The following is a 9519-nucleotide window of genomic DNA, read 5'->3' on the forward strand; positions in this document are numbered from 1 at the left end:
CTGACCCGCGGCAATCCACATGTTGCCGGCGGCAGCGAGCGCGCGGTCGCGCGCGGCATCGATCGCCGGGGTAAGCTCGGCGGCGCTTTCGAATGCTGCCGCGGATTGGGCGAAGCGGCCGGCCTTGTCGGCCTCGACCGCGCGGCACGACTGAGCCTGGGCGGTCAGCACCGACGGGCAGGCCGAAGGCAGGGCAGGGCCGGCAGGCGCAGTGGCGAGGGCAAGGGCAAGGGCGGCGAAGTAAATCATGCGATGCGGTCCACAAGGAAGGCGAGTTCGGTGAGGATCGCGTGGATCTCATACGGCTCGCTAAGGCGGTGACCGCTTCCCTTGATCAACCGAAGCTGGACATCGGATGAATGAAGGTCGGCCATCAGCCTGATCGGAACGCCGATCGGCACGTCCGGATCGATTTCGCCATGAACCAGCCGCACCGGAATGGAAAGATTGATCGGGCTGTAAAGCAGGCGATGCACCTCGCCCGAACGCCAGAAGGCGAAGTGAGTGACCGAGGGATTGGGCCCGTAAGGATTGGTCCGCTCCAGTCGGCCCGAGTCGATCAGCGCCTGTTTTTCCTCCTGCGTGTAGCCCCAGTCGGTGAAGTCGGGCGCGGCGGCTATGCCGAGCACGGCTTTCACTCGATCCGGACGGGCCAGCGCGGCGTGGAGCGCGAGCCACCCGCCCATCGACGAACCGGCAACGATCAGCGGACCGTCGCTGAGCATATCGATCGCCGCCACCGCCTCGCCGAGCCACCGGTCGAGGGTTCCCTCGGCAAAATCGCCGCCCGACGAACCGGTGCCCGAATAATCAAGGCGCAGGCGGCCGAGCGAGCGCGCCGCGCAAAAGGCGTCGATCGCCTCGGCCTTGGCGCCTTCCATGTCGGACGCATAGCCGGGCAGGAACAATATGGTCGGCTGGCCCACACTCGGCAAACGCCGTCGATAAGCGATTCGCCGGCCATCCCCGGGGTCGAAATAGGCGAGCTCGGTCGATGCGATTTCGGTCGGAGTCATGGGCTGAATAGTCTCAAAAGTCGCACTAACCACGCGTGCCCGCGCGAGCCCATGCACGCGGGATGCGCGCCCGATCGGCCAACGGGTATGCGGAGGATCGGCCCATTGCCGCTGCCTAGCCAAAGCGACCGATGTAGGACAGCGCTTTCGCCGCCGGCTTAGCGCCGATCTGCGATCCTGGCGCGCCGCTCGGCGTTGCGCTTGGCGGGGCAGGCGATGCGGATCGCCCTGTAGTCGGCCGCGGAAATCGAAGGCGTGTAGGCGCGGCTCTTGTCGAAGGCGGCGTCGAATGCCTTGGCGCGGTCGGCGCTTCGCGGATGGCTGTTGAGCCATTCGACCGAGTCGAACCCGCCAGCCTGCTTGCCGAGCTTGCGGAACAGGGAGGCGGTCGGGCGCGGGTCGATGCTCGCACGGTCGAGCGCGGTGATCGCGTCGGCGTCGGCCTCCGCCTCGTTGGAGCGGGTGTAGCTCAGCGATACGATCTGCTGTGCATTGGCGCCGACGTCGCCCGCGAACAGGCGGATCAGCGCGCCGATGCCAAGCTCGCGGATCAGCGCCTGCGTGACGTGGCGGCGGCGGACATGGGCGATCTCATGGGCCAGAATTCCGGCCATCGCGTCGGGATTGGGCGTATCGCGCAGCGCGCCGTCGAAGATGATGATCTGGTTGCCGGGGATAGCGGCGGCGTTGAAAATGCGCACGTCGATCAGGGTCATCGGGATCGGCCCGCGGCCCCCCGCGAGCGGGTCGATCCGCCGCGCCATGGCCGCCAGCGCCGTGGTCGAGGCGGGATCGCGGCAGGCGTTGTCGCCGAAATCGCCGACCAGCGCGGTGCCGAGATTCTGCTCCCATTGCTCGGGCACCAGCGGTGCGACCCAGGCTGGGGCGGAATAGCCGACGAACAATATGATTGCGGCAACCACACCGAGCAACGCGGTCGCTTTGGGCAAGCCGACGCGGTCAATCCAGGCGCCGTAGCGGGCGGCGCGGGGCAACAGCGCGCGAATCGCGGGGTCGACCGGCGGGTCGATCAGCAGCCGCCAACCGGGATGATCCTTGCGCGACAAGACGAGGTGGCGCTGGTCGTCCTCGACAATCGCCAGCTCGGCGGCGGGCACGACGAGCGGCGCGCCGTTGGCGAGACGGACCAGCAATGCGCCTTCGCCCTCGATTCCGATCTCGACCGAACGGCGATCGGCGGTGACGCCGTCGTAAAAGGTCGCCTGGGTCATCGCTGCTCAGATCGCGCCGATATCGAACGCGTCGGCCAGGCCCTCAGCCTCGGTCGGCGCGCGGGTCGTCGACTGGGCCAGGTCGCTGACATTGACCTCGCCGTAGATGTGAAGGTGGCGGACCATGAACGACCAGCTGCGATAGCCCCAGAAGGAAATGCCAAAACCAAGGGTGACGATCGCCAGCCCGATATTGCCGAGGAACAGCTTGAGCCAATCCCAAGTGCTTGCGTCGAAGCCAAATTCGAGGTTGCCGAGCGCAAGCGAATCGGCCGCCTTGCGGTAGAATTTGGCATACCAGTGAAGGGTCATCAGCGGGATCAGAAGGTAGAACAACAGGAAGATGCCGCCGATGATGAAGCCCAGGCTTGGGTCGACTTCTCCGCCGCCCGATCCCGACACTGCGGCCATTCCGAGGCTGAACATCAACAGCCCTGCGACCGCAAAGCCGGCGATCGGCACCAGATAGACCGCCGCCCATCGGCGCTTCAATCCGTCGGCATCGAGCGCGGTGCTGAAATGGAGCGGGCCGAAGCTCATCTGGTTCCAGCGGCCGTTCCAAAGTCGTGTCGCCGCCCATGGCCAGACAATCCACATCGTTATCGCCGACAAGGCGACCCGGCCGAGATATTCGCCGCCATAGTTCCAGCCCGGCTCGTCGCTGCCGCCGCGAATGCCGCGCCACCAAGTCCGCGACAGGCGATAACGCAGCGCGCGGAAGCGGGCGAACCCGCCGAGGTAGATCAGCCCGATGTAGAACAGCCCGACGATGCCGAACGCCGCGCTTTCCTTGCCCCGTGCGACCAGCGCCGGCAGCAGGAACTGGATGAACAGGAAGAAGGGCAGCAGGATCGCCATGACGATCAGGAAGCCGACGAACATCTCCTTGCCCGTCCCGCTCCATTCGAGGCGGTCGCCCATCACCTCGGTGCGGCTCCACAAATAGCGCCGTTGCCGCGCCGTCGCCCAGAAGCGGTAGATGCCGAGTGTGACGATGGTTAGCAGGACGTTGGTCGCCGCGATCGGCAGATATTCACGCCAGGTGCCGGTAAAACGGATCGCCCTTTCCGGCGGCGCCGCCGCATTCGTCATCGCATCCATTGATTGCCCCCGAATACTATAATTGATTTCCCCGAATACTAATAATTGCGGGAAGTCTAGTGGTGACGCGCGCGCAACGAAATCTCTCCCGCTAAGGCGGGTTACCCCTAACGCGATCTTGCGTTAGCCGCCGGGTTCACCCACGCGCCGCTGCGTTCCGGCGGTTGCAAGGTTGAGGCTTGGCCGCTCGGCCGCTAGAGGCTTCGCCATGTCCGAGATGTTCAAGATTTCGCTCCCTGATGGTTCGGTTCGCGAAATGCCGCGCGGATCGACCCCGGCCGATGTCGCGGCAGCTATCGGGCCAGGGCTGGCCAAGGCGGCGCTTGCGGCGCGGGTCGATGGCGAGCTGCGTGATTTGAACCGGCCTTTCGAAGGGAATTCGAGCCTCGCGCTTGTGACGGCGCGCGACGAGAAGGACGCGCTCGAACTGGTGCGCCACGACTTCGCCCATGTCCTCGCCGAGGCGGTGCAGAAGCTCTATCCTGGGACCCAGATCACCTTTGGCCCGTCGACCGATGACGGCTTCTATTACGATTTCGCGCCGGCCCCCGGCCGCGGCATGTTCACCGAGGAGGATTTGCCTTTTATCGAGGAGGAGATGCGCCGCGTGATCGGGGCCGACGAGCCCCTGATCCGCGAGGAATGGGGCCGGGAGGACGTCCGCGCCTTCTTCGAGCGGACGGGGGAAAGCTTCAAGGCGGAGTGGGTGATGGAGCTGCCCGCGGGCGAGGCAATCACCATGTACCGGTCGGGCCAAGGCGACGACGCCTGGATGGACCTGTGCCGCGGGCCGCACCTCGCCTCGACCGGCAAGCTCGACCCTCTGGCGTTCAAGCTGACGCGGGTGTCCGGCGCTTACTGGCGCGGCGACCAGGCCAACCCGATGCTCAGCCGCATTTATGGCACCGCCTGGCTGAACAAGAAGCAACTCGCCGAGCATCTCGTAAGGTTGGAGGAAGCGGCCAAGCGCGATCACCGCAAGATCGGCCAGGAGATGGACTTGTTCCACCTCCAGGCCGAGGCGCACGGAAGCGTCTTCTGGCACCCCAAGGGATTTATCCTGTGGCGCCAGCTGGAGGCATATATGCGCCGGCGGCTCGACGCGGCCGGCTATGACGAGGTCAAGACGCCGCAGCTGATGGACGCCAAGCAGTGGGAGAAGAGCGGCCACTGGGGCAAGTATCGCGAGAATATGTTCGTCGTCCCCGACGAGATCCCCGGCGTCGAAGACGATGCGCCGGTTCTGTCGGGCGCGGGCGACCTGATGGCCTTGAAGCCGATGAATTGCCCGGCGCATGTGCTGATCTTCAAGCAGGGCATCACCAGTTACCGCGAGCTGCCGATCCGCATGGCCGAATTCGGCTGCTGCCACAGGAACGAGCCGCACGGCGCGCTGCACGGCATCATGCGGGTGCGGCAGTTCACCCAGGACGACGCCCATATCTTCTGCCGCGAAGATCAGCTGATCGAGGAAGTTGTCGCTTTCTGCGACCTGCTCGACAGCATCTACAAGGATCTCGGCTTCGAATCGTACGCGATCAAGCTGGCGCTGCGTCCCGACAAGCGCTTTGGTTCGGACGAAATGTGGGACTGGTCGGAGCAGAGCTTGCGCGACGCGGTCGCCGCGACCGGTCGCAACACGCCCGAATATGGCTGGGAGGAGTTGCCCGGCGAAGGCGCCTTTTATGCGCCCAAGCTCGAATGGCATTTGACCGATGCGATCGGGCGGACGTGGCAGGTGGGCACGATGCAGACCGATACGGTGCTGCCCGACCGGCTCGACGCGAGCTACGTCGGGGAGGACGGCGAGCGACATCGCCCGGTGATGCTCCACCGTGCGATCCTCGGCACGTTCGAGCGGTTCATCGGCATCTTGATCGAGCATCACGCCGGACGCTTCCCGCTGTGGCTTAGCCCCGTGCAGGCGGTAGTCGCGACGATCGTCAGCGACGCCGACGATTATGCCAATCAGGTGGTCGAGAAGTTGAAGGCGGCGGGACTGCGCGCCGAGGCTGACCTTCGCAACGAGAAGATCAACTACAAGGTCCGGGAACACAGTCTGGCGAAGGTTCCGCTTCTGCTCGTTGTCGGCAAGCGCGAGGCGGAGGAGGGCACGGTCGCCATCCGCCGGCTGGGCTCGGACGATCATCAAAAAGTGATGGCGCTCGACGAAGCCATCGCCCTGTTCGCCGCCGAGGCCGTGCCGCCCGATCTGCGGCCCGAATAATAGAGCGGGGCGCGGTGTTTTGTAGCAGTGCGGCGGTGCGGTACGCGCCCGGCAATCGATTGCCGAGGCATCGTCATGAACATGGCTATGCGGCCCTCGTCGTCGCCGGAAGCTATCAGGAAGCGGGCGATGCCGGGCGCTTTCGAACCGAGCCGGGGACTCTCGTCGTTCATGGCCGCTTCGAAGCGCACCAAAATCATTTTTCAAGCAGTGGCGCCCAAGTACTCGATCTACCGCTCAAGGGTTGTCCGGGCGCGCTCTTCGGCTGCGTCGCCGACGCGGACGAGATTGTTCGGCTCGCCGAGCGCGACTTGGAGGCCGCTGCGCACCTTGCGCTCGCCAGCTTAAAGCCCGGCCCAGAGATGATGGCGGATTGGCCCGACTTGCTGGCGGCGGAGCTGCGCAGCGGCAAGGTTTTCGACCTGCGTGGCTGGGCGATGCGGATTGGCATTGCGCCGTCGTCGCTCAGCCGAGGCTTTGCCCAGGCCTATGGTGTGTCGCCGAAACGCTATCGCGCCGACGGCCGCGCCCGCGCCGCCTATTCAGCCCTAAGCGGCAGAATGGACAGCCTCGCCTCCCTTGCCATCGATCTCGAATTTGCCGACCAGGCCCATATGAGCCGCGAAATCCGTTCCTTGTCCGGCTTCACCCCTTCGCAAATTCGTCGAGCCGCCCGCTCCAGGTAAACTGTGTTCAATACGATCGCCGTACCGCGTGGCAGGACCGCGCAATGACTGACAAAATCAAACGGCTTCCAGCCCGCGCCGCCCTTTCATTCCTATTGATTGCAGCCCTATCCGCGGGCGGTCTCGCCAACGCTGCCCCAAGCCCCGCTGCCTCTCCAGCGCCCGCGCCGAAAATGCGGACGATTTGGTCGATCGAAACCTCGGTCGGCCTTGATGCCATCGCCTTCCTGTCGGCGTTGTCGCTCGATCCCTTTTACCGCCAGCATTATGAGAAGGAGACGAGCGGCTTCCTGCCGCGGCTGACCTCTGGCTTCTCGGATCGTGTCGCGTCAATCAAGGATAAAGCCAAGGCGCAGGACATCATGATGTCGCCGATCCTGGACCTTATTCTGTCAGGCGCCCCTCACCGGACCATGGCGGATGTCATCGCCGCATTGGACCATCCCGAGCGAATTCGCGGCGCCTTTGCCCACAGCAGTAATTGGGATGCCAAGGAATGGGACTGGTTTTCGGCCAACGCGCCGCAGCTCGCCGCGCTGCTGCGCGAAATGGACCACGCCGGCTTCACCGATTTCCGCTCGGCTTTGATGGCGCCGATCATGGAAAAAAGATTTCCCGAGGTTAAGGCCTATCTCGCCAAATATGACGTAATTGCCGAGCAGGAAAAGCTGACCGGTCGCACATTCGATCCGACGATCCATGTAATCGGGCTTTATTTCACCAAGCCGCACGGCATCAGAGTTCAAGGCCAGACTTTTCTGATCAGCTTCAGCTACCCGGACGACACGATAGTTTTCGGGGCCGGTCACGAAATGCTGCACCCGCCGATCCCGATGGACGGCGCCCTGGCCAGAAGGTTGATCGCGATCGTGGCGGCGGATCCCGTGCTGAAGCGCGCCATCGCCGAACATGATCGAAGCTTCGGCTACACCACCGCCGAGGGGATGGTGAACGAGGATCTGGTCCAGGCACTCGATCAGATCATCAGCGACAAATTCGGATTGCGCGGCCCGGCGGCCAGGCGGTGGCGCAAGGCAGACGGCGGAATGCACCTCCTTGCGGCGGCGGTTTATCAGATGCTGATGCGCGACGGCTATCCGCTGACCGGAGGGAATTTCGAACTGTGGCTCGATCGGGCGATCGCCGCCGGCCGTTTCGCACCGGGTCCGCTTCACGAAGCGGCCGCGGCGACACTGGGCGTCCCTGCCGACCGGCTCTGGCCACCAGCCTTCTGACGCAGCCGGCGGCGGGAAATCGGCCTTCACGTCCGCTCGTGCTTTCTGGGGCGCCGGCAACGCTCAGGTCGCCATCATCTGAGATGACCGACACTGTGACGCGGCAACGCCACATAGTTCGGCGAAAATCAGACGCTTCGGGCGTGTGCCCTTTCCATCGGCGCGCGAACGTCCTACCTCGCGCGTTTAACCAACGACTCTAGGAGACCATGCTATACCACCGCCCAATCAACGTCGTTCGATGTCCCCGCCGGCCTTTACCGGCCCTCGCTATAACCAGTTCATCAGCGTGCCCAAGGTGCGGGTGATCGACGAAAATGGCGAAAATCTGGGCGTGATGTACACCAAGGAGGCGATCGAGCAGGCCGCGGGCGTCGGCCTAGACCTGGTCGAAATCAGCCCCGGAGCCGATCCGCCCGTCGCCAAGTTCCTCGACATCGGCCGTCACAAATATGAAGCCCAGAAAAAGGCCAACGAGCAGCGCAAGCGCCAGAAGACGCAGGAGATCAAGGAGATCAAGATGCGTCCGAACATCGACATCCACGACTATCAGACCAAGATGAAGAAGGTCTTCGAGTTCCTGGAGGAAGGCGACAAGGTCAAACTCACGCTGCGTTTCCGCGGGCGCGAGATGGCCCACAATCAGCTCGGCATGGCGGTGCTCCAGCGGGTCGCCGAAGACACCGCGGCGGTGGCCAAGATCGAGGCCCATCCGCGCATGGAAGGCCGTCAGATGCTGATGGTCATCAGCCCCAAATAGTCCACCGGGGCCGTCGTACAGGCGGTCAAGTGGGTCAGTCCCTGACCACGAACCTAATTGGCTCGAATTAGGTGCGGATTGCCCTTACGGCATCTGCGCTTTCTTCTTGCTGCACCGCGTCATGTGTCCTTTGGGTCGCAATTCCCGCGATTCCGAGGTCGGAGGACGGGTTTGCTTTCATCGACAGCGCCACTCGATTAATTTCCCCTACACAATGATAAGAAGTCCTTAGGGGGAGAAGAATGATGCGCAAGTCGATTTGGCTGCTTTCCGCCGGCCTCGTTGCACTATCGATGCCGGCCCACGCGCAGGACGCCAGCGGCGGTCAGCCCGCCACTCCCTCCACTCCTTCGCCGACCGAAGCGGCGTCGACCGCGCCCGCGCCGGATGAGGGCGACGTAATCGTCGTCACCGCGCAGGGCCGTCGCCAGGCGCTTCAGGATGTGCCGATCGCGGTCACCGCGGTGACCGCCGAGTCGCTGCAAAATTCGGGCGCGACCGACATTCGTCAGCTCAACCAGCTGGCGCCGTCGCTGCTGGTATCCTCGACCGGGACCGAAGCCAACGGCTCGGCGCGAATTCGCGGCATCGGCACGGTCGGCGACAACCCAGGCCTCGAAAGCTCGGTCGCGGTGTTCATCGACGGCGTGTATCGCTCGCGCTCGGGCATCGGTCTCAACGAGCTGGGGGAAATCGACCGCATCGAGGTGCTCCGCGGTCCGCAGGGCACGCTGTTCGGCCGCAACGCGTCGGCCGGCCTGATTCACATTTTCTCGAAGCGGCCATCGTTCGTCTTCGGCGCTTTTGGCGAAGCGTCGATCGGTAACTACAACTATCGCCGGCTCGATGCCGGGGTGACCGGGCCGATCAGCGATTCGCTGGCGTTCCGGCTTGATGGCGTGTGGGTCAAGCGCGACGGCTTCTACGACGACAATAACAACGACACCGACGTCAACGATCGCAATCGCTACTTCACCCGCGGCCAACTATTGTTTGAGCCCAACGACCAGCTCAGCGTCCGTCTGATCGGCGATTATTCGCACCGCAACGAAAAATGCTGCGGCGCGGTCTATGTCAATAACGAGATCAATTCGAACATCGGCGCGCTTATCGATCCGGCACAGAATAATATTGTCAGGGTGCTGCGCGATCTCGGCCAGAATCTGTCGGCGTTCAACAATCCCTACAGCCGCAACATCTCGGTAACGCCGGGCACCAGCTACAAAGGCAAGACAAGCGACGGAGGTGTTTCACTAGAGGCC

8 protein-coding genes and 1 pseudogene are annotated in these 9519 nt (G+C 63.9%); 5 read left to right on the forward strand and 4 right to left on the reverse strand.

Annotated features, from left to right (window positions below):
• The 4 genes and pseudogenes from H0W65_RS11170 to H0W65_RS11185 form a co-directional block, all read right to left on the reverse strand.
• Positions 1-249: pseudogene (locus H0W65_RS11170) on the reverse strand (hypothetical protein); the annotation flags it as partial.
• Entirely contained in the window at positions 246-1016 is a 771-nt protein-coding gene (locus H0W65_RS11175; protein ID WP_294007633.1) for an alpha/beta fold hydrolase, read from the reverse strand. The pseudogene H0W65_RS11170 and the gene H0W65_RS11175, both read right to left, overlap by 4 nt.
• A 158-nt stretch (positions 1017-1174) precedes the next feature.
• Positions 1175-2248, reverse strand: coding sequence for a M48 family metallopeptidase (locus H0W65_RS11180; protein ID WP_294007635.1), 1074 nt, complete (start codon positions 2246-2248; stop codon positions 1175-1177).
• 6 nt (positions 2249-2254) lie between these two features.
• Positions 2255-3340: a YjgN family protein gene (locus tag H0W65_RS11185; RefSeq protein ID WP_294007637.1), complete on the reverse strand. Its 1086-nt coding sequence runs from the start codon at positions 3338-3340 to the stop codon at positions 2255-2257.
• 217 nt (positions 3341-3557) lie between these two features.
• Between H0W65_RS11185 and thrS the strand changes: the two genes are divergently transcribed.
• From thrS to H0W65_RS11210, 5 genes are all read left to right on the forward strand, one after another.
• Positions 3558-5576 carry a threonine--tRNA ligase gene (thrS, locus tag H0W65_RS11190; protein ID WP_294007639.1) on the forward strand — a complete coding sequence of 673 codons (2019 nt, stop codon included), beginning with the start codon at positions 3558-3560 and terminating at the stop codon, positions 5574-5576.
• A gap of 35 nt (positions 5577-5611) precedes the next feature.
• On the forward strand, positions 5612-6262 hold the full coding sequence (locus H0W65_RS11195) for an AraC family transcriptional regulator (RefSeq protein WP_294007641.1): 651 nt from the start codon (positions 5612-5614) through the stop codon (positions 6260-6262).
• Positions 6263-6306: 44 nt separating this feature from the next.
• Positions 6307-7497: a hypothetical protein gene (locus H0W65_RS11200; RefSeq protein WP_294007643.1), complete on the forward strand. Its 1191-nt coding sequence runs from the start codon at positions 6307-6309 to the stop codon at positions 7495-7497.
• A 241-nt stretch (positions 7498-7738) separates the two neighbouring features.
• A complete protein-coding gene (gene infC, locus H0W65_RS11205; RefSeq protein ID WP_294007645.1) occupies positions 7739-8257 on the forward strand; it encodes a translation initiation factor IF-3 in 519 nt (172 codons plus the stop codon).
• A gap of 245 nt (positions 8258-8502) precedes the next feature.
• The coding region (locus tag H0W65_RS11210) for a TonB-dependent receptor (protein ID WP_294007647.1) at positions 8503-9519 on the forward strand (1017 nt) is incomplete at its 3' end.

The sequence above is a fragment of the Sphingomonas sp. genome, from assembly GCF_013816785.1.
Classification (GTDB): Bacteria; Pseudomonadota; Alphaproteobacteria; order Sphingomonadales; family Sphingomonadaceae; genus Sphingomicrobium.

Excerpts from the sequence above, each read along its gene's own strand:
- H0W65_RS11175 (WP_294007633.1), bottom strand. The coding sequence starts at position 1,016 with ATGACTCCGACCGAAATCGCATCGACCGAGCTCGCCTATTTCGACCCC.
- H0W65_RS11180 (WP_294007635.1), bottom strand. The coding sequence starts at position 2,248 with ATGACCCAGGCGACCTTTTACGACGGCGTCACCGCCGATCGCCGTTCG.
- H0W65_RS11200 (WP_294007643.1), top strand. The coding sequence starts at position 6,307 with ATGACTGACAAAATCAAACGGCTTCCAGCCCGCGCCGCCCTTTCATTC.
- H0W65_RS11185 (WP_294007637.1), bottom strand. The coding sequence starts at position 3,340 with ATGACGAATGCGGCGGCGCCGCCGGAAAGGGCGATCCGTTTTACCGGC.
- thrS (WP_294007639.1), top strand. The coding sequence starts at position 3,558 with ATGTCCGAGATGTTCAAGATTTCGCTCCCTGATGGTTCGGTTCGCGAA.
- infC (WP_294007645.1), top strand. The coding sequence starts at position 7,739 with ATGTCCCCGCCGGCCTTTACCGGCCCTCGCTATAACCAGTTCATCAGC.